Origin of the sequence: Pseudomonas sp. SIMBA_067, from assembly GCF_046534675.1 — a bacterium.
Lineage (GTDB): Bacteria > Pseudomonadota > Gammaproteobacteria > Pseudomonadales > Pseudomonadaceae > Aquipseudomonas > Aquipseudomonas putida.
Map to the genome: position 1 here is coordinate 1 of NZ_JAWRYH010000487.1, position 269 is coordinate 269.

A 269-nucleotide genomic window follows, 5' to 3' on the forward strand; every position below is an offset into this window, starting at 1 on the left:
CTCCCGTGTTCAACGAAACCTCGTCGCCAAGAATGATGGCCCCCTGCGGAACCGTAGCCAGGCGAATCCGGGTCGGTTCATTCCGCAGGCGGACATTGTTGCCAATGACCAGGGATCCGGGGTTCCGGAGATAAGGCACGCCACCTCGCACGCGCAGGCCCCGACCCGGTTGGCAGCCTTGCGCGCGGAGTCGCATCACTGTCAGCCGCGCGTAAAGCTGATCCAGCTGTGCAGACAGAAATTGCAATGCCAAACCCGTTCTCCGACTG

1 protein-coding gene is annotated in these 269 nt (G+C 62.1%); it reads right to left on the reverse strand.

Annotation, left to right across the window (positions count from 1 at the left end; all coding sequences use genetic code 11):
• The coding region (locus SB765_RS30010) for a hypothetical protein (protein ID WP_410932545.1) at window positions 1-253 on the reverse strand (253 nt) is incomplete at its 3' end.
• Window positions 254-269 lie beyond the last annotated feature (16 nt).